Here is a 23,449-nt window from a genome sequence, read left to right on the forward strand (position 1 = left end):
TTGTTTGAGTATACGAAATAAGCCTAAAAGAGGCTTCGCTCTTTTAGGCAGTATGATTAAATAGAAGTATCGTATCTCTGCTCAACTCTACTCATCTCAACTACCCTAGTCTCATTCTCATCTTCTCTAAGCTTGCAATGCCGTTCACACCTGTGTGTAAACTTCGGCTGTTCATATCGTATTATAATTCCTTGTTTTTTGTCAACTGTAAATCAGGCCGAAGCGTGACAGCCTCTTCCAAGTATACGTGCTGTATGTCTTCCTGCTTGACATCTGTCTGAACGGTCATTAAAACGCGAATACACTTCTTTAGACCTCCATCAATGTCAAGCTCTTGCATACAAGTGACAGGCACATAGGTCCATCCTTCAAACTGCCTGAGTGCTTTTGCTGGAAAAACAGAGTGAATATCTTGTGTAGCTGAAATCAAGATCTGCACGACACGCTCTGGATCTACTTGATTTTTTGAAATGATCGCTTCTAGCAGCTGCTTCGTTTTGGTTAACACTTCTGTTTCTGTATCTTCTGTCACAGTTGTAGCCCCGCGTATCCCGCGAAACATCATAGACAGCCCTCCTCCCGTTTCCATTCTTCGAGCCAGTGATACAGCTCATCTTTTGTGAAAGATTGCAGGGTGACGTCTCCAACTTGTTTTAGCAAAACAAACTGAACACTCCCGCCTCTTGCCTTCTTATCACCAATCATGCGATCGACAAATGTTTTGGTTGAAATCGTTTGTGTGACTTGTACTGGGAACCCTAGTTCTTTCATCCACACTTTAAGTTTCTCGCGATCTAGGCTGAGTCCTTGCTCTTTTTCACTGACATATAAAGCAAACTGCATGCCAATTGCAATGGCATCTCCATGCGTGATCGCACCGTATCCATACTCCGCTTCAATGGCATGCCCTAGTGTATGACCTAAATTCAAGTATGCCCGCACACCTTGTTCTTTTTCATCTTCTTGAACAATGGATGCTTTCACTTGAATCCCTTGATAAAGCATATGTGCCAGTTCATCCTTTGATATTTCTGTCAACGAACGAATGGACATCAGTTCTGATAAAAAGACTTCACTTGAAATCAGTGCATGTTTTATCACTTCTGCAAAGCCTGATCTCAGCTCTATTGGTGAGAGTGTCTCTAGCATACTTGTATCATAGATAACAGCAGCCGGCTGATGAAACGCACCAATTAAATTTTTACCGAGTGGATGATTGATTCCGGTTTTTCCGCCGACTGCACTGTCGTGTGCAAGCAGAGTGGTCGGTACTTGAATAAAATCAATGCCTCTCATGTAAGTGGCAGCAGCAAAGCCAGCCAAGTCTCCAATCACCCCGCCTCCTAATGCAATGATGCATGAGGAGCGGTCGAGTTGAAATTGGATGGCTTTCGTATGAATCTGCTCAAACTGCGCAAAAGATTTTGATTGTTCTCCGTTTGGCACCACTACTTTTTGTACAGACCATTTCTGTTTAAGTAATTGAACCATTTCATCTCCATAAAGGGCATCGACGGCTGAATCTGTCACGATAAAGAGCTTCGTGTAGGATCGCCCAGTGGAAGTAATCAAGTCTACGATATTTTGTCTAATCCCATCACCGATATATACAGGATAAGTGGCTGAAGACGTCTTCACTTCCAGTGTTTTCATTAAAACTCCCTCTGAAGCTGGCGCATTTTGTCCACATTTTCTTTAATGCGGTCAATTTGATCAAGACCAAACTGCTCAACCACTGCATTGGCGATTTCCCATGCAACGACTGCTTCTGCCACAACACTTGCGGCTGGAACAGCACAGCTGTCAGAACGTTCAATACTTGCAGAGAAAGGTTCTTTTGTTTCAATATCCACGCTTTGCAATGGTTTGTATAAGGTTGGGATTGGTTTCATAACCCCTCTTACGACGATTGGCATGCCAGTTGACATTCCGCCTTCAAGACCACCTAAGCGGTTTGTTTTTCTCGTATAGCCTTTTTCTTCATCCCAGATGATTTCATCATGAACCTCACTGCCATTTTTAGAAGCTGCCTCAAATCCAATACCGAATTCAACACCTTTAAAAGCGTTGATACTCAGTACTGCACCTGCAAGCTTGCTATCCAGTTTACGGTCATAGTGCACATAGCTGCCGACTCCAACTGGCATCCCTTCAACGATGACTTCGACAATACCACCAATTGAATCGCCGTTTTTCTTCGCTTCGTCAATGGCATCCATCATTTTTTGACCAGCTTCACTGTCATAGCAGCGAACAGGTGATTCTTCTGTTACTTTTTGCAAATCTTCAATAGATTCATAAGCGGTATGGGAAGCTTTTACTCCACCAATTTCAAGGACGTGACCAGCCACTTTGATTCCAAGATGAGCCAAAATTTGTTTCGCTACTGCACCTGCTGCTACACGAACTGTTGTCTCGCGTGCTGATGAGCGCTCTAATACGTTTCTCATATCACGGTGACCATATTTAATCGCACCATTTAAATCCGCATGCCCTGGTCTAGGACGAGAGATTTGACGCTTCATTTCACTCTCTTCTTCTTCAGTAATCGGTTCTGCACCCATGACCTTTGTCCAATGCTTCCAATCATTATTTTCAACAACAAGTGCAATAGGAGAACCTAATGTTTTCCCGTGGCGGACACCACTTAACACTTTCGCTTGGTCTTTTTCAATCTGCATTCTTCTTCCGCGGCCATGACCTTTTTGTCTTCTAGCCAGTTCATAATTGATGTCATCCTGCTCTATGTAAAGTCCCGCTGGAACTCCTTCAATAATTGTGGTCAGTTGTGGACCATGTGATTCACCTGCTGTTAAGTACCTCATGACTTATTCTCCCTTCATCGCATTAACGCTTTTAAGTAAAACTATAATAACACACTTCCTACTAAAAAGTCAGCTACTCCCCCTTCTTTTGATAAAAGAAAGTATCAGCAGAGGTTAATCCAAACTTTTCTGGGTGAAAAATTTGTTCTGTAGAACCAACAAATAATACGCCGTTTTGCTTTAAACTGCTGCTCATTTTTAAGTAAATTTCTTCTTTCGCCTCTTCTGTAAAGTAGATGAGGACATTTCGGCACACGATGAGATCCAGCTGTTTTTCATATGGATCCGCTAAAAGGTTGTGTTTCTTAAATTGAATGTGCTTTCGAATCTCATCCTTCACCAGGTAAAATGAAGAATCTTCTTTGGTGAAATATTTTTGCTTGATTTGATCTGGCACCTCTTGCAAAGATCGTTCATGATATCTTCCTTTTTGCGCAGATTGCAGGACTTTATCATCAATATCCGTTGCAATAATTTGGAAGTCTTTCACAAGCGGATGGCTTGATAGCAGCATTGAGAGTGTATACGGCTCTTCTCCAGTAGAGCAAGCTGCACTCCATATTTTTAGGGTGCCACTGTTTTTTGAAAGCAGCGGCAGGATTTTTTGATCAAGTACTTCCCAGCGCTGATAGTTTCGGTAAAATTCTGACACATTGATCGTCATTCGATCCATCGTTTCATCTAATAGTGCTTTGTCCTTTTCAAGAGCAGACGCAAATGCCTCAAAATCTTTATATCCTTTTTTATCATAAAGGGATGTTAATCTTCGTTTCATTTGTGCTTCTTTATATAAGTTCAGATCTACCCCAGTTAGTTTTTTCCATTTTCCAACAAATACTTGATACTGATCCATCAATGTCCTCTCCTGTCTCATCTATCTTTGTCCTAGTATAGCTGTTTTTATCATAAATTTGTATCATCTCATGCGAAAATTCGTATAGAAATCTCAATATAAAAAAGCCAAAGTGATCATTTGATGAACACTTTGGCTTGAACATTAATAAATCCAGCTTGAGATCGTTTGATCCCAGTTTGTCAGTTCTTCTTGTTTGAAGAACAGGTTGATTTCTCTTTCGGCACTTTCTGGTGAGTCTGAGCCATGGATAATGTTTTTGCCAACAGTTAATCCATAGTCGCCTCTTATTGTTCCTGGAAGCGCTTCCTTCGGATTTGTCTTTCCAATTATCTGCCTTGTTACGTCTACGACTTGTTCACCTTGCCATACCATCGCAAATACAGGTCCTGACGTAATAAAGTCAACCAATTCACCGAAAAATGGTTTTTCTTTATGCTCTCCGTAATGTGTTTCTGCTACTTCTTTTGGAATGCTCATGAGCTTTGCTCCAACAAGCTGAAGCCCCTTTTTTTCGAATCTTGACACAATTTCACCGATTAATTGTCTTTCCACACCATCAGGTTTGACCATAAGAAATGTTTTGTCCATATACGTTCTCCACCCCGTCGTTATGTATGTATAGGCTTACATTGTTACAAAGTGATCGTATCATTTTTTTTTATAATAATCAATTTTTGACAAAAAATTTCACAAAAAAACCAATCAACGAAACGTTGATTAGAATTTTCGTTTACCAATATATTTTGCAATCGACGCTAATGAAGATTTAGCCCGCCCGCGCGGAAGTTGATCGAGCTGTTCAAATGCTTTTTTCAAATACATTTCACTCACTCGAATGGAACGGTCGATCGCATCTGTTTGTTTGAGATGTTCAATCACAGGTTTCAGCTGCTTTTCCGTCGTTTCACTATTGATCAGCTTCAACTGACCTTCTAAAGTCGGGTTCTGAAGCGCATATAAAACGGGAAGAGTGACATTTCCTTGTAAAAGGTCCCCGCCAACAGGTTTACCTAATTCTTCTTCAGTTGATGTAAAATCAAGGACATCATCAATGATTTGGTACGACATACCAACATAGTACCCAAACCAGTAAAGGGCTTTATGTGTTTTTTCATCTGTTCCAGCTGCAATCGCACCTAATTGGCAGCTACCTGCAATAAGCAAGGCTGTTTTTCGTTTAATTCTTCTTAAATATGTACGAAGGTTTTGGTCCATGTTGTATTTATCTTTGACTTGTTCTATTTCCCCAAGACAGAGCTCGACGACCATTTTTGACAAAATTTCATGTGCCATTGGGTGATTGATTTTCGTCATGTACTCGAGTGACCTTGCAAATAAGTAATCCCCCGTGTACATCGCAATTCTGTTGTCCCATTTTGCTTTAATCGTCGGTTTTCCTCTTCTCAGTTCTGCATCATCAATGACATCGTCATGGACAAGTGATGCCATATGAATTAATTCAAGCGCTACGGCTACATATTTAATTTTATTAATATCATAGTCACCAAACATGCCTGAAAGGAGAACAAAAACGGGGCGGATTCGTTTTCCGCCCGCTTGCAGCAAATGAAGACCGGCTTCACTTAATAATGCATAATCAGAGCGAACGGTTTGTTCAAGCTCTTTTTCAATTATATCGATATCATGATTTAGAAAAGAAATCATTGCTTTTAGTTTCATTATTTTCACCCAAATATCGTTTATTCAAAGCTTCTTTCCGATATGTGTTGCTGCTACACCGCCTGTAAATGGATGATACGAGACATCAGACAGACCAGCCTCTTCAAAAAGAGACGCCAGTTCTTTCATGCCAGGGAATGTTTTGGCTGATTCTTGAAGCCATGAATACTCCTGATAGCTTTTGGCAAACAGCTTGCCAAAGAGCGGCATGATGTATTTGAAATAGACATAATACCCTTGTTTAAACCCAATCATCTCAGGCTGTGATGTTTCAAGGCAGACAACCATTCCACCGGGTTTTACCACTCGTGTCATTTCCTTTAGCACTGTTAAGTAATCAGGGACATTTCGAAGTCCAAAACCGATTGTGACATAATCAAATGAGTTGTCCTCAAAAGGAAGCTCCATTGCGTTGCCGTGGAGCAGCTCAATTTGATTGTAGCCGCCTGTTTTCACCTTCGTTTCGCCAACACTCAGCATATTTTTACTGAAGTCAAGGCCTTTGACCTCGCCTGTTTCTCCAACAGCGTCTGCAAGCGCAATCGTCCAATCGGCAGTTCCGCAGCATACATCTAGTGCTTTGGCTCCTTTTTGAACATTCATGAGCTTCATTGTTTTATCGCGCCATTTTTTATGCTGTTTAAAGCTAATGACAGAGTTCATTTGGTCATAGTTTTTATAAATTTTTTCAAATACACCGTGTACTCGCTGTTCTTTTGATTGCTGCATGACTTACCCTTCTTCCACTTTCTGATGGTACGCAGGTTCATTTTTCATATGATCCAAGCGATTTAATAGCTCTTTTTGAACGATCGGAGATGAAACTAGATGCTCCTTGATTGATCGTTTGGCCTTTTCATAGCCTTCATTCTCAAAGTTGTCAAAACATGTATAGGCGTCCGTATAGCTATCGTTCAAAAAAAGTTTTAAATGTTTGTCGTCTTCTGCTTGTTTCATAAAACGTTTATAAACAAGGAAGCGACTTGCAATTTCATTCCAATGCGTCAATTGAAAGTGCTCAGAAATTCTTTGGAATAGCGCAGATTCTACTGTAGCAACACTTTTATAAAAGTGGGTTGCATCTTGAATGGATCGATCATATAGTCTAATTTTATGTTCATTAATCTCTTTGATCGCCGTGGCGAGAGTGCGGATCATGTAAATGTCTTTCATGTCAGAGAGAAGAGAGTAATAGAGACCGCTGAAATAGTCTCCTGCTAGGATGGTCAACTGACGATTTTTGAACTCGTCTTGTTTGATGGCTGCAGCAGTTGTGACTTCGTCATGGGTATCAAGGGCAATTTGCACAAGCATCGCCGTTAAAATATAATTTTCTTTTTTCTCAGCATCGATTTGAGCTTCATCAAACATTGCATGAAAAAGAAGGAGCTTATCTTCATCGATGAGCGGCGCACGCAAATGCTTCGCCAAATAAGGATGAGAAAGCTTTTTGTTTAATTTTATATTCAGATTAGATAAAATTCCGTAGATGTCTTGCAAAGATATCACCCTTGTCCCAAAAATTACAGTTTCATATGTAGCTCTCTACATTGTATAGAGATTTATTATACCATATCAGGCCTGACTTTCATGCTATCAAGTGCATAGTCGTGCGTTATTTCTTTGCTTCGCTTTGAATTTCACCGAAGCTTGTTTGAATGACAGCATCGCCCCGCACTTTGATGGCTGATGTGTGCTCAGTAAATTGTGCGATAATGACTTCACCTTTATCGAGCTTTTCGGAATGGTGAAATCTTGTATCGGAACCTCTAGTTAAGCCGATCACATTGACACCATTATCAATGGCTTTAATCACCACAAAATCAGATGCTTTATTTTCACTCAATCTGTTCACCTTCCATCTATGGATTAGTCGTTTTTAATAAAGGAAAGCACTTCTGCTCTTGCTGCCGCATCATTTGCAAATGTACCGCGTACGGCTGAAGTGACTGTTTTAGCGCCGGGCTTCTTCACTCCGCGCATCGTCATACACATATGCTCTGCTTCAACGACAATCATCACACCATGTGGATTTAAAGTTTCCACCATGCTATCTGCAATCGTTGATGTAATGCGCTCCTGAAGCTGCGGGCGCTTTGCCACGGCTTCTACTGCTCTTGCCAGCTTGCTGAGTCCCGTTACTTTTCCGCCGCGCGGAATATAAGCGACATGGGCTTTGCCATAGAATGGCACAAGATGGTGTTCACACATTGAATGAAAAGCAATATCTTTGACAAGAACGAGTTCTTCATGATCTTCACCAAAAATGGTTTTAAAATGTTCTTTTGGATCTTCATTTAATCCCGAGAACACTTCTTCATACATTTTTGCTACTCGTTTTGGGGTATCAAGAAGTCCTTCACGATCTGGATCTTCTCCGATTGCTTTTAATATATCGCGTACCGCGTGTTCGATTAATTCTTTATTTATTTCACTCATGTATTATATCCTCCAAAGGCGATTACATTTCATTCAGATTCTAGCACACTTCAGATCCTAAAAGCAAAGGAGAGCGTTCTAAACAAACCATTTGATTCAAAAGGAAAAGCCCCTTATCAAAGGGGCTTTTCTAGACCAGTGTGAAACTGTATATGTATAACTCCTTCAATAGGATCATTACACATAACGATTATTTACCTGCCACCGCGTCTTTAAGTGCTTTACCTGGTTTGAAAGCAGGTACTTTGCTTGCAGGGATTTCGATCTCTGCACCAGTTTGTGGGTTACGTCCTTTACGAGCTGAACGCTCACGTACTTCAAAGTTACCAAAACCAATAAGTTGGATTTTGTCACCATTTTTAAGTGCATCTAAAATTGTATCAAAAACAGAATCAACTGCTTTTGTCGCGTCTTTTTTAGATAACTCGCTTGCTTCAGCAACCGCGTTAATAAGTTCTGTCTTGTTCATGCCTTTCACCTCCTCCCAAAAATATGCATTCAATAGATTGTTATCATTTCTTCACAATTCATCTTCTTTCTATACACTTTTTTTGAAAAAAAGAGCGTCTAGAAAGCGTCATACATGGCTTTTCATTAGAAAACTTCTCTTTGAAGGAATGTTTGTCCAACAAAGTGAAGATTTTCTGTAAGTAGATTAACACATATGAAATACCATATCAAGCATTTTAAAGGGAAGAATCCTTATTCGTCAAGGATTAAGGGCACTTTTGCGAACGAATATTCCTAATTTCAGCCTGAATCTGACTAATCTTTATACAATTGTCTTTTTATGACTAACCCACACGCAAAAAAAGACCCCCATCAATGAGAGGTCTCACATCCTATAGAATAATCGCGATCAGACCGCCTGATCCTTCGTTAATAATTCGTTCAAGCGTTTCCTTTAGTTTATACCTTGCATTTTCCGGCATTAGCGAAAGTTTTGCTTGAATGCCTTCTCTGACAAGCGAGCTGAGTGAGCGTCCAAATATATCGGAATTCCAGATAGAAAGCGGATCATCCTCAAAGTCTTGCATTAAGTATCGGACGAGCTCTTCACTTTGTTTTTCTGTTCCGATAATCGGCGCAAACTCACTTTCTACATCTACCTTAATCATATGAATAGATGGCGCAACTGCTTTTAATCTGACGCCGAATCTTGATCCTTGTCTAATGATTTCCGGCTCATCTAAACTCATGTCTGACAAAGCTGGTGCCGCAATTCCGTAACCAGTCTGCTTCACCATTTTCAAAGCGTCAGACACTTGATCATACTCCGTTTTCGCATGTGCAAAATCTTGCATGAGCTCAAGAAGGTGATCTTTGCCCCTAATTTCCACACCAACCACTTCTTTTAGGATATGATCATATAGATCATCCGGCGCATACAGATCAATTTCTGCGATCCCCTGACCCATTTCAATGCCTGCTAAGCCTGCTCTTTCGATAAAATCGAATTCACTGAACTGACCTACCACTCGGTCAACATCTCTTAATCTCTTAATATCCTTGACGGTTTCTTTCACTGAATCCTGATAACTCTCTCTTAGCCAATGATCTTCTTTTAGTACCATGACCCAGCTTGGCAGGTTCACATTCACCTCAAGCACTGGGAATTCATATAATGCTTCACGAAGTACACTGAGAACGTCTTGTTCTCTCATACTTTCGACACTCATCGCGAGTACAGGAATATCATATTTTTGACTAAGTTCCTGCCGCAGTGCTTCTGTTTCAGGGTGATAAGGTCTCACAGAGTTGATTACCATAATAAACGGCTTTCCAACTTCTTTGAGTTCGTCAATGACACGTTCTTCTGATTCAATATAGTCATGTCTTGGGATTTCTCCAATTGATCCATCTGTTGTAATCACAACACCAATGGTTGAATGCTCTTGAATGACCTTGCGTGTACCAATTTCCGCTGCTTCATGAAACGGGATTGGTTCTTCATACCACGGCGTATTAATCATTCTCGGACCATTTTCATCTTCATAACCGCGTGCACCAGGCACGGTGTAGCCTACACAATCGACAAGCCTAATGTTGACATCCAGGCCGTCGCTCACGTGAATGGATGCCGCTTGATTTGGCACAAATTTTGGTTCTGTGGTCATAATGGTTTTTCCTGCTGCGCTTTGCGGCAATTCATCCTGTGCTCTAGCACGGTCTGCCTCATTATTGATATTCGGGAGCACCACGAGCTCCATAAACTTTTTAATAAACGTAGATTTCCCTGTACGAACAGCTCCAACGACTCCTAAATATATATCGCCTCCTGTTCGTTCAGCGATATCCTTGAAAATATCGACTTTTTCCAAGTGATCCCCTCCCGGACTTGCTATCCTCGTTTTCAAATAAAATACTCTATACTTCAATCAAACGGTGCTTGAAAGGTGTCAGGACAATATATGTGTATGACGTTGTCCTATTTGAATATGACACCTTTTTTGTTTTGAGAGTATGTTTAGCCATAAAAAAACCTTTCTCCTCATTTATATGCAGAGGAGAAAGGTTCATTCTTGTTTATGACGTCTTTTTTTCTAAAAAAGCCGGCTCACCTTTTTTGTTGATCGTATATGGAACAGAAAACGCTGGTACAAACGGGGTTTCCTGCCAATAGACATCTTGAATATTTTCACCTGGTTTCAGCTTTTGTTTTGTATTTTTCAAAATCTGGGCAAAATCACTGCGATAGTCAACATAGATTTCGCCATTTGAGGAAATCAGTAATGGAAGTGATTCACCCGTGACAGGGCTCGTCACTGTAGGCGGTGCTTTTAACCCTAGTTTTTTTTCATTTAACGTATATAAATCTTTGGATACTACTTTGCCATATGGCGGATATGTATGTTCATCTTGATATATTTTGATCCTCAGACGTAATTCACTGATCGTTTGTGTCATTTTGACATCAAGCAGTTTCACCGTTGGATTTTGTTCGACGTCTGTGAGGACATAGATATATTCGCCCCCGCCTTCAAAAGATGTCGACGGTACATCGTGTAAATATCTTGGTGACAGACGCTTAAAGTCAATGACATACTTCTGATAAATCGGTGTGTCGCCTTCTTTTGTTTCAATGGGCAAAAGGCCATTTGTCGCTTTTTGAAAGTCTTCAATCGCTGTCTGCACACTTTGCAGCTGCTCTTTATATGGCACGCGGTTTTCAGCTTTGCGATTCTCTGGATAGAGGCACCCCGTAAGTAAAATAAGTGTTAACAGCATGACACTGATTTTTGCTTTGATCATCACATTCTTCCTTTTTCTTTATTCATTGACCGGCCCGCTAAATACAACTAAAAACACAATGACACCTGATATGAGCATTAAGCTGTACGCGACAGTTGAGGCTGTTATTTTCAGAAAGCGGCTCTTCAGCTTAAATCTACTCAAATAAATGGTTACAACGGCTAAAAACATGAGCCCCATTGAACCAAGCGCAAACCACATCTTGATTAAAGCAAAACTCATCGTGCCTGTCCCCCTTTAACACAAACGAATTGTAAGCGTTTATATTTCATTCTAAACCAAAATTAACTAAAATATCAATCGTTTTTCCAATCATTCAGAAAAAAGTGCATAAAAAAACTGAAGCAAAGAGGGGGACTCTGCTTCAGTCAGTAGGTCGACTATTTTTCCTCATTCTGTAGAGGCAAAGCTCTATTCAAACTTCATTGTTATGTTATGCAAGTCTTCCCCTTCTTGCATCCTCTACACGCCTAAGTTCAGTCTTCCAATTACTTTGTTTGGTTTTCAAACATGTTCACAAGATCTTCCATTTCATGTGTTTTGACACGTGCCATCAATGACTCTACAGCATCGTCTACCTTTTTCCCTTCAAATAGGACGTGGTAAAGCGCTTCTGTAATCGGCATGCTGACCTTATATTCTTTAGCAAGCTGATATGCGCCTTTTGTTGTGCGGACGCCTTCTACCACCATGCCCATTTTTTCAAGTACTTCTTCAAGTTTATATCCTTTACCAAGTAAATTCCCGCAGCGCCAGTTACGTGAATGAACACTTGTACAGGTGACAATCAAATCTCCAACACCTGTTAATCCGGCAAACGTAAGAGGGTTTCCTCCCATTTTTGTGCCGAGGCGGGCGATTTCAGCAAGACCCCTTGTGATGAGCGCTGCTTTCGCATTATCGCCATATCCGAGTCCGTCTGTGATCCCTGCCGCAAGAGCGATGATGTTTTTCAGCGCCCCGCCAATTTCCACCCCAATCACATCAGGGTTGGTGTACACTCTAAAATGATTGTTCATGAACAAATCTTGAACAAATTGAGCTGCTTCAATATGTTCTGACGAGACAGTAACAGTTGTCGGATGACGCAGACCCACTTCTTCAGCGTGACTTGGTCCTGACAGGACAACAACTGCTTCTCTTTTTGCTTCTGGGACTTCTTGTTCAATCATTTGAGAAATTCTAAGAAGCGTATCTGGTTCAATTCCTTTACTGACATGAACAAATGGCACCTTTGACGTAATGAACTCATTTGCCTGTTTCAATACTTCTCGAATGGCCTTTGTTGGCACAGCGACAATAATCGCATCTGTCCCTTCTAGTGCCTGTTTCATATCTGTTGTCGCTTGAATAGACGCTGGCAATGCAACATTAGGCAAGTAATCATGATTTTCATGTTTCTCATTGATTTGATCAATTAATTCTTGTCTATGTCCCCACATGTGTACATCATGATGATTATCAGCTAATACAAGCGCAAGAGCTGTTCCCCAGCTCCCTGCTCCAAGTACTGAAATTTTCTTCATCCTGCTCACCCTTTTTATTTTCTCGCTCTCGCAAATATTTTAATTGGTGTTCCTTCAAAACCAAATGCATCTCGAATTCGGTTTTCTAGGAAACGCTCATAAGAAAAGTGCATAAGTTCTGGATCATTTACAAACACAACAAAGGACGGCGGTTTGATCGCCACTTGTGTTGCATAGTAAATTTTCAGACGCTGTCCGTTATGGGTCGGCGTTGGGTTCATCGCTACAGCATCCATGATAATATCGTTTAGAATGTTCGTTTGAACGCGCATCGCATGATTTTCACTAGCGGTAATAATTGTTGGCATTAACGTGTGAATTCTCTTTTTCGTAAGAGCAGACATGAATAAGACAGGTGCATAATCAAGGAATTGAAAATGCTCACGAATGTTTTGCTCAAATTCCTTCATTGTACGCTCGTCTTTTTCAACAGCATCCCACTTGTTCACAATGATCACAACGGCTTTACCCGCTTCGTGTGCGTAGCCGGCAATACGTTTATCCTGTTCAATAATGCCTTCTTCACCATCAAGAACAACAGCGACAACATCCGATCGATCAATGGCTTTCAACGCACGGAGTACACTGTATTTCTCTGTTGTTTCATATACTTTCCCTTTTTTTCTCATACCTGCTGTGTCGACAATGACAAAGTCACGTTGGTTGTACGTAAACATTGTATCTACAGCATCTCTTGTTGTACCAGCGATGTTGCTGACAATGACACGTTCTTCACCGAGCATCGCATTCACCAAAGAGGATTTCCCTACATTTGGGCGGCCGATTAAGCAGAACTGTACCACTTCTTCATCATACTGTGTATCTGGTAAGTTTTTGAAATGCTCTGCGACAGCATCAAGCAGATCACCTAGACCGAGTCCGTGCGTTCCAGAAATCGGATACGGTTCACCAAATCCAAGTGCATAAAAGTCATACACGTCGCTTCTCATTTCAGGGTTGTCCAATTTATTGACAGCAAGTACGACAGGTTTTTTCGTGCGATATAAAATTTTTGCGACTTCTTCATCCGCAGATGTGACGCCATCTCTTCCATTGACCATAAAGATAATAACATCCGCTTCATCCATTGCGATTTCAGCCTGATGGCGAATTTGCGCCAAAAACGGCTCATCTCCAATATCAATTCCACCAGTATCTATTAAATTAAAGTCATAATTTAACCATTCAGCAGAGCTATAGATTCGATCTCTTGTTACACCAGGTGTGTCTTCTACAATCGATATTCTTTCGCCTGCGATTCGATTAAAAATTGTAGATTTTCCAACGTTGGGCCTTCCAACAATGGCTACGACAGGTTTACCCATAGTACCCTTCCTTTCAATCCAGCCGCGATTCAATATGTTCATCATCATGTTTCAACCGGGATTTATAATTTTCATTCAGTTTTATGAAATAAACCCTTCAAACATGAAGGGTTCAACTTATATATTATATCAATTTTTAATCAGACCACAATGAATAACTTAAAAATGTTTGACAATCAAATAAAGATCTTCTCCAATGCCGTGTGCAATTCCATCTAAAATGGCCTCTAAATTCATGGCATACATGTCGAGCTCTTCTTTATTTTCACAGAAAAAAACGGCTGTTCCGCCAATGACCCGCTCTTTATTTGTTGTCGCCACAGCCAATATAAATTGTTCAATGGTGTTCGCCATGCCCTATTACCTCACTTTCTTTTTAATGAAATCTGTCGGCATTCTAATGGCATTTTCTAAAATAGGCACCTCTTCTAATACACGGACAGCCAAATCTTCACGCTGCCATTGCGGTAAAATGAATACGCCAAGTGTGCCGTTATTCAGATCACGTTTTGCGAGCGGACAAAGCGATGGTTCACCAGAATCTCGGTATACACCAAGCACGTTGGATAAATCAAATAAGATGGCTTGTCGCTGCCCAAGGTTTGCGATGGTTGTGGCCGAGTTAAAATTCTTTGGAGTCAAGATGAACCCCATTCCATGCTCTAAAATCAATTTTTGCTTTTCAGGCAGCCCGATATTCATAATGTAAATATCATTTACGTAAAGTCCTGCGCCGTCAAAGCGAAGTTCCCCTTTTTGAATATTCACGATATCCTTTAATTGGCTCCCTGACATTAATAGTTTTGCCATGAAAAAACAAAGAATACCGACCACTGTCCCCACGACGAGCGAGAAGAAAATACAGGCGGTCGTTGTAATAAGGGCAGTAAGAATGGCAATATAATTTCGACTTTCAAAGGCAATCGCAATGCCTTCGATATATGTACTGCCTCGTGAGACAAGCTCATACGAATCCATTTGGGTCAATGTATTTCTTTCCATATTACGCACATCACGAAATTGCGTGGCTGCAAGCGTCAGAAAGGTAATAGCAGTGAATTCTTCCTGGATCAGTGCAGGCATAATAATAGCACCAAGCCCTGATGCGATAAAACCAAGCGCAATGTGAATCACTTGTCCATGAATATATGTGGGATATTGCCGATAATCAGTTCTTAGCATATAAAGCCTAGCCGCCATCCCAAAGATGACACCAATAATCACAGGAAACGTGTAATCCGTCATGTTGATTTTGCAGCCCCTTTTACTGGTTTTCTAGATGAACGGGTGTTCAAGAGTTTTTCAAGCTGACCTACACCTAATAGAAAGACAGCTCCTTGAACAGCCATGGAAAGAAACGAGAGATCTCCTATGACAATGGAAGATGTGAGGCGATGAATCGTAAGCGCATAAAGGGCTTCCCCCAGACATATAGCCATCATCCATAAAGTGATCCGTTCCGTTAACTGATGCCCATATGTTAAACACATCAAGATCAGCAAGGCAAATACAACCCAGTCCACCTTTATTATCGTGAACCAAACTGGATCATATAATGCAAAAATCATAAAAAAGGCATACGCACTGACCATGGAACCTAATTGCATGATTCGCATGATTCGATGAGCAGGCCGAAAGATCACGAATGACATGCAAGCATATAAAAAGGTCATCAAAAATCCTGCATTGATCCTAATGTCTAAAATAGAAACCATGACATGACTGCATATAATATGAATGAGAACACATACGCCTAGCACATTGCGCCACGTGCTTTTCTCCATGATAAATGTCACCATAATCCAAACGAACCATATTGACCAATAATAGTACAATGCCTCCAACCCTCATCACCTCAATTACATTATGGGAAAATTTCCAGTTTTTAAACGTATGAGAAGGTGCGAGATTTGCATGAAATAAACAAGAGGTGACACCCTAATAGTTGAGGAGGGATGTATAATGGGTAAGGATAGACAGGAAAAACGCCTAAAGGCGTCAAGAAGAGTTGAATCTGACCGCGATCAATCCATTCATCACAAAGGGGCAACAACTTTAGAAGGCCCGGAAGACGCTCGCAAAAGAAATCAATAAAAAAAGACATGTGATCACCACATGTCTCAGCGTGCAAACAAACCCTCGCATTCAATGTCAGCCTGCGCATTGGTGCTCATGAATGTAAAATTCGCTCCGCAAAAAGCAGCTGTCTTTCATAGACAAAAAAGTTTTCTTTCACACTGAAAAGAAGACAAAGGGCTAAATTTCATTTAGTCCTTTGTCTTCTTATTTCTTAAACTATAGTACGTAGTATCCACGCCTCTTTCTTTCAGCCAATGACTTGTTTCCCCTGTAAGCACAATTGGAGCTTGCCGTAGCTCCTCAATTGTCTTCATGCCAAGTACTGTCATCAACATCTTCACATCATCTTGTAGATCAATGATATCAGAGATAAGGCCCTTTTCTCCTCCACTCGTCAGGGATTTTAAGAAAAAGCCGGCTAATCCAGCGGCAGACGCACCAAGAGCAATTGATTTTGTCACATCAAGTGCATCTTGAATGCCTCCAGAAGCTAGGACGGTTTGATCTGGAAAGGCTGTATGTACTTCAGCCAGACTCGCTGCAGTTGGAATTCCCCACTGGTCAAAATAGCGAAGTGCTTTTTGACGGCGCAGGTTCTCGATTTTAGAAAAATTCGTTCCCCCAAATCCGCCTACATCAACAGCAGCAACTCCAGCATCAAATAATTTCTTTGCTGTTTCCTTATTCATCCCAAATCCAACTTCTTTGACAACAACAGGTACCTCAATTGATTCAGTGATGGCTGCGATCCGTTCAACAGCACCTCTGAAATCACGATCTCCTTCAGGCATGACGATCTCTTGAATCACGTTTAAGTGAATTTGGAGCATGTTTGCCTCCAGCATGTCAACGGCATCCCGCGCTTGCTGAATTGTCGCCTCACTGCCTAAATTGGCAAAAACGAGTCCATCCGGATTCACCTTTCGAACCACTTCATACGTACGACGTTCGTCTGCATCTTTCAGTGCAGCCATTTGTGATCCGACTGCTACTGGAATATTGGTTTCCTTCGCTGCGATAGATAAAGAGCGATTAATCTCATAGGTCGATTCTCCGCCTCCACCAGTCATTGCATTGATAAAAATTGGCGAACCGAAAGTCAGTCCGCCAATTGTCGTATGTGTATCAATTTGTGATGTCGCAAGATCTGGTAAACTGGCGTGAACGAAGGAAACATCTTGTAAACCTGTTGCTGCATGCTGGCCAGTCGACAAAGCATGCTCAATATGCTGTTTCTTTCTTTCTGCTCGCGTCAATTTTGATCACCAAATTATTTTAGTTTATTGAGTTTATCACCAATCAGGTCACCAAGCTGGAATCCGCTTGTATTTTCTTCTTTCGCCTGATATTGACGGTAATCCTCTTCAATTTGTTTTTCAGGATTCTCTTCTAATTCACGAATGCTAAGTGAAATGCGCTCTTCATCTTCATTGACATCAAGCACTTTCACTTTCACAGTCTGCCCTTCTTCAAGGACTTCTTGAGGAGTACCAATATGTTTGTGTGAAATTTGGGAAATATGCACAAGTCCTTCTACACCTGGCAGAATTTCAACAAATGCACCAAAGCTCACAAGACGTTGAACGGTTCCTTCAAGAACATCACCTTGTTTTACCTTTTCACCAATTTGGCTCCAAGGTCCTGGTAATGTTTCTTTAATAGATAGTGAGATACGTTCGTTATCGCGGTCAACAGCAAGAACTTTGACTTTTACTTCCTGTCCTTCTTCAACAACGTCAGATGGCTTTTCGACATGCGCATGGGATAGTTGAGAAATGTGAACTAATCCATCAATGCCGCCAATGTCAACAAATGCACCAAAGTCAGTCAGGCGCTGCACTTTTCCATCAATCACACTGCCTACTGCAAGCTTTTGCAGGAAGTCTTGCTTCTTGTCTAATTGTTCTTGCTCAACGACTGCACGATGCGATAGAATCACGCGGTTTTTTTCGCGGTCAAGCTCTACCACAACAAGCGAGAGTGTTTTTCCTTTGTAGTCAGTGAAGTCTTCTACATAGTGTGCCTCAACAAGAGACGCAGGAATAAATCCGCGAACACCAATGTCGACCACTAGACCACCTTTGACAACGTCTTTTACTTCTGCTTCAAATACTTCTTTTGTTTCAAACTTTTTCTCTAGGTCTTCCCAAGCGCGGTCTGCATCAACAGCACGTTTCGATAAAATCAAAGCATCGTCTTCGACCTTTGTTACTTTAAGCTCTAACTCGTCGCCATCTTTCACGACATCTGATGCTTTTTCAACGTGAAGACTTGATAATTCACTGATTGGGATGATCCCAGGTTGTTTCACATTGACGATATCTACATTGACATGCTTGTCCTCAACTTTAGAAACAATCCCTTTCACTACATCTCCAACCTCTGGTACCTGAACATCGATTTGATTCATTTCCTCTGTCATTTCGATAACCTCCTTGGTCCAAACCTACACAGCTTAGTTAAAACGACTGGGTGAATATGTGTCCTTAGCATGATGATTGCCAGCCGAATATGTATTATAGAAACATTCAAATCAACAGAATTGCTTGAATGATCAATAAAAATAGTATTAGTATAAACTTCTAATAAAAGACCTTGTTTGTCAAGAGATAAACCTCTAACTTATAAAAGTTTTCTAAAATTTCTTACTGTTTTTCTACACGCTCTGCTGCATCTAAAATTTTACCTGCAACCTCTTGAATAGAAAGAGAAGTCGTGTCAATTTCAATGGCATCATCTGCTTTCTTCAGCGGTGATACCTCCCGCTCAGAATCAAGCTTGTCACGTCTTGCAATTTCTTCGATCAGTTGATCGTAATTGACATCGTAGCCTTTTTTCTGATTTTCTTCAAAACGGCGTTTTGCTCTTTCCTCTACTGACGCAAGCAAGAAAATTTTCACTTCTGCATCTGGAAGAACATGCGTGCCGATGTCTCTTCCATCCATGACGACACCGCCTCGGTTCCCCAGCTCTTGCTGCCTGCGGACCATTTCTTCCCTAACAGCTCGATGCTTTGCAACAACAGAGACTTGATTGCTCACACGGTCTGTTCTGATGTCTTCTGTGACATCAATCGTGTCTAGATGTACTTTTTGACCTTCGTCAGTTGACACAAGTTCAATGACTGTCTTTTTCAATAAAGCATCAAGTGCCTGTTCGTCTTCAAGGTCTACGCCTTGATTGAGTGCCGCAAGTGTAATTGCGCGGTACATCGCACCTGTATCGATATAAATATATGATTTTTTCGCTGCGACAATTTTTGCCACAGTGCTTTTTCCTGCTGCAGCAGGACCGTCAATTGCGATAGATAATTTCTTTTTCATAATACCTCTCCTTGATTGAATCTCCCTTATGAATTGTAACACGATCACCGCTCAAACGGGGGAATTTTCTATCAATCCTTTTGCTTAAATGTCTCAATCCAATCTTCAATGCTCATGTTATTTACACCCTCGTATTGTACGACTTTTGACAAAAATAGTTCTCCTTTCGTCAAGTGAAGGGTGACCTGAACCGCCAAAAGCAGAATGAGCTGAATGAGCACTGCTTTGAATAGCCACCTTTCCATTGTTTTCATACAAAAAGCCTCCAACGCTAGATTCTTTCTCTCTAGTATGGAAGCTTTTGACAACCTTTATTCTTATACTTTTTTCACACGTGTTAGAAGCTGCTGCTGGAAGCAGTACTTCATGATGTGTTGCTGGTGGTCGTTTGTGATTTCAGTAAATTCCATGATCGCTCTTGTTTTCCCGGTCTGTTCATCTTGATAAACACGATTCATTTCTGCAATCGCTTTAATTTTCACTGGTTCTTTAAGTGAAAGTTCAAACTCTGTGACGACCTCGCCATATTCTTTTAGTGAGACACCTTCTGGAACAGCAATTGCTACACCGCCAGCACTCATATTGACAATAAATGTGTCGAATGTTTCTTCACCATTTTGCGTAATGGACGCTTTCACCATCGTATCCACTCGAAGATATTCTCTTCGCTGAAGCCGAATCATTTCTTCTTTTGGCGGAATCGAAACGACAATCATCGGGATATCTTCTTTTCTTTTCCCAATGACTTTGCTTGTACATTTGTATGGAATTTGATTTTCATCGAAAAAGAAGACGGTGATTTCTGTTTCTTGATTTAAATAGATCGTGCGCCCCGTTTCTTTATCAGCTGGATAATTAATGCAAATATCATCGTTATTATTTTCCAAAACTTTCGATTTTGCAGTTTTCACTTCTTTGTTCTCATTGACATACTCAATTGTGATTGCATCCCCTATTTGTAACATTCCTCATCACTCTTTTCATCTGTGAAATCGTATCCTCTCTTATATTAAACCATGTATAAAACAAAAGGAAAAGGCTTATTCGCCTTTTCCTCGCTTCCTTTTCTATAGGTCTTTATATATAGGTTCTGCATTTTTTAGTTTATCTACTCTTTCTTCTTTTCCAGTATCTGCATTAATGAACATTCGGTATGTGTCGTTTTTAATGGTTCCTAAAAACTCATAGCAAAGAACTTCCTCTGACATATCATTTTGAACAAGAGCTACATGTGTATCCTCGATCTTCACATGTTTATTTAAGGTCTTTTCAGCTTCTTTTCGAGAAATCTTTGGTGCTTTTATGTCACGTTTTCTGTGATTCATTAAATAGTCTTTCGCTGAGAATCCCACAACCTCTCCATCATCTAAAGCGACTTTCATTCGAATGCTATCTGGATAAAGCAATACGTTATTCTGTAAAGGGACATAGGTAAATACGCCGATATTATCAAATTGCGCACTCTCATCTAAATGAAATGATTCGGTATCGAATCCATGCTTCTTTAAGAAACTTAGTGCTTTTTCTGAGGCATCATTTAAACTGATTTTTTGTTTTTTCACTTCACGGTTCTGAAGAAGGTAGACAGGATGGCCGCCTTTTTCAGTCAAGTCTAAATAAAAGTTTGCCCGGTTGTCTGGGTCAGACATTGACAGGCTGTAGACATCACGGTTCGTTTTACTCCCACTTTTTCTCACCTTGAAATCTTTGTTATGGTCAGGTGCAAATTGCTGGGCGATACGGATCGCTTCTTTTTTTGAAATCTTTTGCCCTTTTAAGTGATTGTAGCCTTGCGTTTCTGATTCAGTTGACACATTTGTAGGGCCAAGATCAACATCTGCAAACGCATCAGCATTTCTCTCAACGGTTTTTAATCCGTCAATGATGGTGTTGTCGTTTTTTCGATCTCCATCAGCCAGTGCCATTTCAACATCCATCCATTTTAAATTTTTGTTGAGTACGAGATGCTGCACTTGTCTAAGTTCGTTTTGAATATCTGCCGCTTGATCATATAAAGTGGTAATGGTTTTGTGTGTATCTTTGTTTAATGGTTCATCTGATAAAGATTTAAGTGACGATTTATAGCTAAAGTCACCGACATTCGCTAGAAACTCTTCTGTTTCGTTAAAAGGCATCAATGTGAGCGGAAGCTGACTGACATTGTTATGCGCTTCTGATGACATTCTCCATACATCTGCCAGTGCTGGAGATATAGATGTTTGGCTATTCATCGCAAGTGTTGCGCCAAGTTTATCGTGCAGCTGATCGACTTGATACGTTAAATCATGGAAGGCTCTTTGATAGTTGTTCTCTGCATGAAGCAGTACTGCATCTTTTTCTTGATGCTCCTTATAGCCCCAGTATCCTGTTGAGATGACAGCAATTCCTAAAATAGCAATCAATATTCCTCTGATCATTTATTTACACCTCTTTTTATTCACAGAAAATATGTTTCCCGATTCGTTTAATTTGTGGTCTTCCCCAAATCCATGGGCTTGTTGCTGTATCAGGATTAAAGTAATAAACGGCGCTTTCAGATGGGTCCCAGCCATTAATGGCATCAAATACTGCCTTTTTAGCGGTTTCATTTGGCGCCATATAAAATTGTCCATCTGCTACAGCAGTAAACGCAAGCGGTTCAAAAATGACACCAGCAATCGTGTTTGGAAAGGTCGGGTTGTTTAAACGGTTTAAGATGACGGCTGCGATCGCTACCTGTCCTTCATAAGGTTCACCTCTCGCTTCACTATAAACCGCTTGTGAAAGAAGCTGAATGTCATTGCTTGAAAAACCACCTGGCATGTTGGCTGCTGTTTGTTTCGGCGTTTGATTTGCTTGACCATTTCCTGACTGCTTTCCAGACGAGCTGTTTCCTCCGCTTTGACTTTTTTGATTCTCTTTTGTACCTTGTGCTGTCTTTTTTTGCGTGTTTCTTTGCGCAGGAGCCTTTGTTTGCTGATCAAGAGGTTTCCCGCCGTAGTGCGTAAACTGATTCCCTTTTTGCAACTGCTGTTGCACAAACTCTTTATAGTATTTCGTCTTTTGAACTAATAGGCTTTTTGTTTTTTCCCCTACGAGTCCATCGACTTTCTTTACACCAAACTGGCTTTGAAAATTGCGCACGGCCCAGTAAGTTCCCCAGCCATACACCCCGTCTATTTTTCCATTGTAAAAACCATTGTATTGGAGCCTTGCCTGGAGCTCGACGACATCTTCTCCTGTAGCTCCCCGCTGAATCACTTGATTCGTGAAAGCTTCACTTTTTTCAGCTGTCATCAATGAAGACGCGAGCAGAACAATTGAGAAGATAAGGACGATTTGTTTCATGAAACGAGCTTTGTCCATATTTGATCCTCCTGTACTTTTGATGTTTGAATATATGTTTCTTCCGATCCCTATTTTTATACATTCATCACAGGAGGGAATTGGATGGAAAAGACAAAAAACGCCCTAAAGACGTATAGGACGTTTTCCAATTTAAATTTGTACCATCTTCACCGCACGGGCTTTTTTGGCTTTCCGCAGACCAAACCACCATAAAAAAATCATGAACGGCAACATAATATATCCCCAATTTTCCATGCCAAGAAGAATGAAATCATATAAGCCATGAAAAAGGATAGGAAGTATTAAAGAGAGAATCAGCCATTTTCGCTGCTCTTTTTTATCAGAGAAGCGAGCTTTACCTATATAAAATCCCATCACCACACCAAATAAAGCGTGGCTTGATACAGGCAGCAAGGCACGTGTAAACGCGTACTCTACCCCATGACCCACTAAGTACAGAATATTTTCAAGTGTCGCAAATCCAAGCGAGACACTTGTTCCATAGACAATCCCGTCATAATGTTCATCAAACTGTACGTGCGCATAGACACTGACCATTAAAATAAACCACTTTAATGATTCTTCTAAAAATCCCGATGTCACAAATGAAATCACGATAGGATTCGTAGCGATATTTTCCTCTTGGAGGACATACTGAATAAACATGGTTGGAAACACAAGTATGACACCTAGCATAAAAGATCTGATGACCATATGAACCGGCTCATTGTCGTATTGATCTTTCAAATAAAAATAACTTAAAAGTGCGATGCCGGGAGCTAAACCTGCTGAAATGATTGCGATCATAATCAGACCT

The 23,449-nt window shown here is 40.8% G+C and carries 28 protein-coding genes; 1 reads left to right on the forward strand and 27 read right to left on the reverse strand.

All coding sequences use genetic code 11. The features are described 5' to 3' along the window. Nucleotides 1-181: 181 nt before the first annotated feature. The 19 genes from aroH to ACNO7B_RS10405 all read right to left on the reverse strand — a co-directional run bounded on the left by aroH (nt 182) and on the right by ACNO7B_RS10405 (nt 15,687). Nucleotides 182-565 (reverse strand): chorismate mutase, encoded by a 384-nt coding sequence (gene aroH, locus ACNO7B_RS10315; RefSeq protein ID WP_008344549.1) that lies wholly within the window; start codon nt 563-565, stop codon nt 182-184. Next, a complete protein-coding gene (gene aroB, locus ACNO7B_RS10320) occupies nt 562-1,653 on the reverse strand; it encodes a 3-dehydroquinate synthase (RefSeq protein ID WP_417901482.1) in 1,092 nt (363 codons plus the stop codon). The genes aroH and aroB overlap by 4 nt, the downstream gene beginning before the upstream one ends. Then, a complete protein-coding gene (gene aroC, locus ACNO7B_RS10325; protein ID WP_007500947.1) occupies nt 1,653-2,825 on the reverse strand; it encodes a chorismate synthase in 1,173 nt (390 codons plus the stop codon). Before aroC ends, aroB begins: the two co-directional genes overlap by 1 nt. A gap of 73 nt (nt 2,826-2,898) precedes the next feature. Beyond that, nucleotides 2,899-3,678, reverse strand: a complete 780-nt coding sequence (locus tag ACNO7B_RS10330) for a CheR family methyltransferase (protein WP_417901483.1) — start codon at nt 3,676-3,678, stop codon at nt 2,899-2,901. Nucleotides 3,679-3,822: 144 nt separating this feature from the next. Further along, nucleotides 3,823-4,269 carry a nucleoside-diphosphate kinase gene (ndk, locus tag ACNO7B_RS10335; RefSeq protein WP_003216015.1) on the reverse strand — a complete coding sequence of 149 codons (447 nt, stop codon included), beginning with the start codon at nt 4,267-4,269 and terminating at the stop codon, nt 3,823-3,825. A gap of 129 nt (nt 4,270-4,398) precedes the next feature. Then, nucleotides 4,399-5,361: a heptaprenyl diphosphate synthase component II gene (gene hepT, locus ACNO7B_RS10340; protein ID WP_007500951.1), complete on the reverse strand. Its 963-nt coding sequence runs from the start codon at nt 5,359-5,361 to the stop codon at nt 4,399-4,401. 24 nt (nt 5,362-5,385) lie between these two features. Then, complete coding sequence (locus ACNO7B_RS10345; RefSeq protein ID WP_007500957.1) at nt 5,386-6,090, reverse strand: demethylmenaquinone methyltransferase; 705 nt, start codon at nt 6,088-6,090, stop codon at nt 5,386-5,388. A gap of 3 nt (nt 6,091-6,093) precedes the next feature. After that, nucleotides 6,094-6,861: a heptaprenyl diphosphate synthase component 1 gene (locus tag ACNO7B_RS10350; protein WP_017359760.1), complete on the reverse strand. Its 768-nt coding sequence runs from the start codon at nt 6,859-6,861 to the stop codon at nt 6,094-6,096. 115 nt (nt 6,862-6,976) lie between these two features. Further along, entirely contained in the window at nt 6,977-7,207 is a 231-nt protein-coding gene (gene mtrB, locus ACNO7B_RS10355) for a trp RNA-binding attenuation protein MtrB (RefSeq protein WP_008344541.1), read from the reverse strand. Between the two features lie 23 nt (nt 7,208-7,230). Further along, nucleotides 7,231-7,800 carry a GTP cyclohydrolase I FolE gene (folE, locus tag ACNO7B_RS10360; protein WP_003215789.1) on the reverse strand — a complete coding sequence of 190 codons (570 nt, stop codon included), beginning with the start codon at nt 7,798-7,800 and terminating at the stop codon, nt 7,231-7,233. Between the two features lie 190 nt (nt 7,801-7,990). After that, nucleotides 7,991-8,269, reverse strand: a complete 279-nt coding sequence (hbs, locus tag ACNO7B_RS10365; protein WP_003215863.1) for a non-specific DNA-binding protein Hbs — start codon at nt 8,267-8,269, stop codon at nt 7,991-7,993. A gap of 373 nt (nt 8,270-8,642) precedes the next feature. Further along, nucleotides 8,643-10,121 (reverse strand): stage IV sporulation protein A, encoded by a 1,479-nt coding sequence (gene spoIVA, locus ACNO7B_RS10370; protein ID WP_008344534.1) that lies wholly within the window; start codon nt 10,119-10,121, stop codon nt 8,643-8,645. 205 nt (nt 10,122-10,326) lie between these two features. Next, the gene (locus tag ACNO7B_RS10375; protein WP_007500961.1) at nt 10,327-11,052 is read right to left on the reverse strand and encodes a hypothetical protein; all 726 of its coding nucleotides are present in this window, start codon (nt 11,050-11,052) and stop codon (nt 10,327-10,329) included. 18 nt (nt 11,053-11,070) lie between these two features. Next, nucleotides 11,071-11,274 carry a DUF2768 domain-containing protein gene (locus ACNO7B_RS10380; protein WP_017367508.1) on the reverse strand — a complete coding sequence of 68 codons (204 nt, stop codon included), beginning with the start codon at nt 11,272-11,274 and terminating at the stop codon, nt 11,071-11,073. A 266-nt stretch (nt 11,275-11,540) separates the two neighbouring features. Beyond that, a complete protein-coding gene (locus ACNO7B_RS10385) occupies nt 11,541-12,578 on the reverse strand; it encodes an NAD(P)H-dependent glycerol-3-phosphate dehydrogenase (protein ID WP_202734373.1) in 1,038 nt (345 codons plus the stop codon). Nucleotides 12,579-12,592: 14 nt separating this feature from the next. After that, nucleotides 12,593-13,903 (reverse strand): ribosome biogenesis GTPase Der, encoded by a 1,311-nt coding sequence (gene der / locus ACNO7B_RS10390; RefSeq protein WP_008344528.1) that lies wholly within the window; start codon nt 13,901-13,903, stop codon nt 12,593-12,595. Between the two features lie 159 nt (nt 13,904-14,062). Next, a complete protein-coding gene (locus tag ACNO7B_RS10395; protein ID WP_008344527.1) occupies nt 14,063-14,257 on the reverse strand; it encodes a capping complex subunit for YIEGIA in 195 nt (64 codons plus the stop codon). Nucleotides 14,258-14,263: 6 nt separating this feature from the next. Then, the gene (locus tag ACNO7B_RS10400) at nt 14,264-15,148 is read right to left on the reverse strand and encodes a YIEGIA family protein (protein ID WP_007500964.1); all 885 of its coding nucleotides are present in this window, start codon (nt 15,146-15,148) and stop codon (nt 14,264-14,266) included. Continuing rightward, the gene (locus tag ACNO7B_RS10405; protein ID WP_017359763.1) at nt 15,145-15,687 is read right to left on the reverse strand and encodes a hypothetical protein; all 543 of its coding nucleotides are present in this window, start codon (nt 15,685-15,687) and stop codon (nt 15,145-15,147) included. The genes ACNO7B_RS10400 and ACNO7B_RS10405 overlap by 4 nt, the downstream gene beginning before the upstream one ends. A gap of 178 nt (nt 15,688-15,865) precedes the next feature. On the opposite strand from ACNO7B_RS10405, the gene ACNO7B_RS10410 reads away from it, so the two are divergent. Continuing rightward, nucleotides 15,866-15,997 (forward strand): YpzI family protein, encoded by a 132-nt coding sequence (locus tag ACNO7B_RS10410; RefSeq protein WP_008344525.1) that lies wholly within the window; start codon nt 15,866-15,868, stop codon nt 15,995-15,997. 173 nt (nt 15,998-16,170) lie between these two features. On the opposite strand, the gene fni is transcribed toward ACNO7B_RS10410, so the two are convergent. From fni to prsW, 8 genes are all read right to left on the reverse strand, one after another. After that, the gene (gene fni, locus ACNO7B_RS10415; RefSeq protein ID WP_008344521.1) at nt 16,171-17,238 is read right to left on the reverse strand and encodes a type 2 isopentenyl-diphosphate Delta-isomerase; all 1,068 of its coding nucleotides are present in this window, start codon (nt 17,236-17,238) and stop codon (nt 16,171-16,173) included. A 14-nt stretch (nt 17,239-17,252) separates the two neighbouring features. Then, the gene (gene rpsA / locus ACNO7B_RS10420; RefSeq protein WP_008344519.1) at nt 17,253-18,404 is read right to left on the reverse strand and encodes a 30S ribosomal protein S1; all 1,152 of its coding nucleotides are present in this window, start codon (nt 18,402-18,404) and stop codon (nt 17,253-17,255) included. Nucleotides 18,405-18,627: 223 nt separating this feature from the next. Further along, a complete protein-coding gene (gene cmk, locus ACNO7B_RS10425; protein ID WP_007500974.1) occupies nt 18,628-19,305 on the reverse strand; it encodes a (d)CMP kinase in 678 nt (225 codons plus the stop codon). Between the two features lie 71 nt (nt 19,306-19,376). After that, nucleotides 19,377-19,559 (reverse strand): YpfB family protein, encoded by a 183-nt coding sequence (locus tag ACNO7B_RS10430; RefSeq protein ID WP_008344514.1) that lies wholly within the window; start codon nt 19,557-19,559, stop codon nt 19,377-19,379. 63 nt (nt 19,560-19,622) lie between these two features. After that, complete coding sequence (locus ACNO7B_RS10435; RefSeq protein ID WP_007500975.1) at nt 19,623-20,270, reverse strand: flagellar brake protein; 648 nt, start codon at nt 20,268-20,270, stop codon at nt 19,623-19,625. A 102-nt stretch (nt 20,271-20,372) separates the two neighbouring features. Beyond that, complete coding sequence (gene ypeB, locus ACNO7B_RS10440; RefSeq protein WP_417901484.1) at nt 20,373-21,722, reverse strand: germination protein YpeB; 1,350 nt, start codon at nt 21,720-21,722, stop codon at nt 20,373-20,375. A gap of 16 nt (nt 21,723-21,738) precedes the next feature. After that, a complete protein-coding gene (gene sleB / locus ACNO7B_RS10445; protein WP_375803955.1) occupies nt 21,739-22,581 on the reverse strand; it encodes a spore cortex-lytic enzyme in 843 nt (280 codons plus the stop codon). 201 nt (nt 22,582-22,782) lie between these two features. Beyond that, nucleotides 22,783-23,439, reverse strand: coding sequence for a glutamic-type intramembrane protease PrsW (gene prsW, locus ACNO7B_RS10450; RefSeq protein WP_076822154.1), 657 nt, complete (start codon nt 23,437-23,439; stop codon nt 22,783-22,785). Nucleotides 23,440-23,449: the final 10 nt, after the last annotated feature.

It is taken from the genome of Bacillus sp. AK25, assembly GCF_048270685.1.
GTDB lineage: Bacteria > Bacillota > Bacilli > Bacillales > Bacillaceae > Bacillus > Bacillus altitudinis.

What these genes read in the sequence shown, in the direction of transcription:
- ACNO7B_RS10430 (WP_008344514.1), bottom strand. Translation starts at nt 19,559, where the DNA reads ATGAAAACAATGGAAAGGTGGCTATTCAAAGCAGTGCTCATTCAGCTC.
- prsW (WP_076822154.1), bottom strand. Translation starts at nt 23,439, where the DNA reads ATGATCGCAATCATTTCAGCAGGTTTAGCTCCCGGCATCGCACTTTTA.
- ACNO7B_RS10400 (WP_007500964.1), bottom strand. Translation starts at nt 15,148, where the DNA reads ATGACGGATTACACGTTTCCTGTGATTATTGGTGTCATCTTTGGGATG.
- folE (WP_003215789.1), bottom strand. Translation starts at nt 7,800, where the DNA reads ATGAGTGAAATAAATAAAGAATTAATCGAACACGCGGTACGCGATATA.
- sleB (WP_375803955.1), bottom strand. Translation starts at nt 22,581, where the DNA reads ATGACAGCTGAAAAAAGTGAAGCTTTCACGAATCAAGTGATTCAGCGG.
- aroB (WP_417901482.1), bottom strand. Translation starts at nt 1,653, where the DNA reads ATGAAAACACTGGAAGTGAAGACGTCTTCAGCCACTTATCCTGTATAT.
- ACNO7B_RS10435 (WP_007500975.1), bottom strand. Translation starts at nt 20,270, where the DNA reads ATGTTACAAATAGGGGATGCAATCACAATTGAGTATGTCAATGAGAAC.
- ndk (WP_003216015.1), bottom strand. Translation starts at nt 4,269, where the DNA reads ATGGACAAAACATTTCTTATGGTCAAACCTGATGGTGTGGAAAGACAA.
- ACNO7B_RS10405 (WP_017359763.1), bottom strand. Translation starts at nt 15,687, where the DNA reads ATGGAGAAAAGCACGTGGCGCAATGTGCTAGGCGTATGTGTTCTCATT.
- rpsA (WP_008344519.1), bottom strand. Translation starts at nt 18,404, where the DNA reads ATGACAGAGGAAATGAATCAAATCGATGTTCAGGTACCAGAGGTTGGA.
- ACNO7B_RS10395 (WP_008344527.1), bottom strand. Translation starts at nt 14,257, where the DNA reads ATGGCGAACACCATTGAACAATTTATATTGGCTGTGGCGACAACAAAT.
- hbs (WP_003215863.1), bottom strand. Translation starts at nt 8,269, where the DNA reads ATGAACAAGACAGAACTTATTAACGCGGTTGCTGAAGCAAGCGAGTTA.
- hepT (WP_007500951.1), bottom strand. Translation starts at nt 5,361, where the DNA reads ATGAAACTAAAAGCAATGATTTCTTTTCTAAATCATGATATCGATATA.
- ACNO7B_RS10385 (WP_202734373.1), bottom strand. Translation starts at nt 12,578, where the DNA reads ATGAAGAAAATTTCAGTACTTGGAGCAGGGAGCTGGGGAACAGCTCTT.
- ACNO7B_RS10410 (WP_008344525.1), top strand. Translation starts at nt 15,866, where the DNA reads ATGGGTAAGGATAGACAGGAAAAACGCCTAAAGGCGTCAAGAAGAGTT.
- ACNO7B_RS10330 (WP_417901483.1), bottom strand. Translation starts at nt 3,678, where the DNA reads ATGGATCAGTATCAAGTATTTGTTGGAAAATGGAAAAAACTAACTGGG.
- cmk (WP_007500974.1), bottom strand. Translation starts at nt 19,305, where the DNA reads ATGAAAAAGAAATTATCTATCGCAATTGACGGTCCTGCTGCAGCAGGA.
- ACNO7B_RS10375 (WP_007500961.1), bottom strand. Translation starts at nt 11,052, where the DNA reads ATGATCAAAGCAAAAATCAGTGTCATGCTGTTAACACTTATTTTACTT.
- ACNO7B_RS10345 (WP_007500957.1), bottom strand. Translation starts at nt 6,090, where the DNA reads ATGCAGCAATCAAAAGAACAGCGAGTACACGGTGTATTTGAAAAAATT.
- aroH (WP_008344549.1), bottom strand. Translation starts at nt 565, where the DNA reads ATGATGTTTCGCGGGATACGCGGGGCTACAACTGTGACAGAAGATACA.
- aroC (WP_007500947.1), bottom strand. Translation starts at nt 2,825, where the DNA reads ATGAGGTACTTAACAGCAGGTGAATCACATGGTCCACAACTGACCACA.
- der (WP_008344528.1), bottom strand. Translation starts at nt 13,903, where the DNA reads ATGGGTAAACCTGTCGTAGCCATTGTTGGAAGGCCCAACGTTGGAAAA.
- ypeB (WP_417901484.1), bottom strand. Translation starts at nt 21,722, where the DNA reads ATGATCAGAGGAATATTGATTGCTATTTTAGGAATTGCTGTCATCTCA.
- ACNO7B_RS10380 (WP_017367508.1), bottom strand. Translation starts at nt 11,274, where the DNA reads ATGAGTTTTGCTTTAATCAAGATGTGGTTTGCGCTTGGTTCAATGGGG.